Below are 220 nucleotides of genomic sequence, written 5' to 3'. Positions count from 1 at the left end.
ACCATCGGCGCTAAAGAGCTTAACTTCCGTGTTCGGTATGGGAACGGGTGTGACCTCTTTGCCATCATCACTAGACTTATTCAAAAGACAAGATTTATTATAACATATGTAGTTATAAAATGCAAGTTTTTTTAAAAACTTTCTTATTCTTTCAAAACTGGATAAACGGTTCATTGAATGCTTCAAACTTTTTGGTTAAGTCCTCGATCGATTAGTATTC

The 220-nt window shown here is 34.5% G+C and carries 1 rRNA gene; it reads right to left on the bottom strand.

Annotation, left to right across the window (positions count from 1 at the left end):
• Positions 1–75: ribosomal RNA gene (rrf, locus tag ACP3VS_RS24600) — 5S ribosomal RNA — on the bottom strand; the annotation flags it as partial.
• Between the last annotated feature and the right edge of the window lie 145 nt (positions 76–220).

Source organism: Lysinibacillus sp. VIII_CA, from assembly GCF_049943995.1.
Lineage (GTDB): Bacteria > Bacillota > Bacilli > Bacillales_A > Planococcaceae > Lysinibacillus > Lysinibacillus pinottii.
The sequence above is the reverse complement of the archived record's forward strand: the minus strand, read 5'-3'. Positions and strand labels throughout refer to the sequence as shown.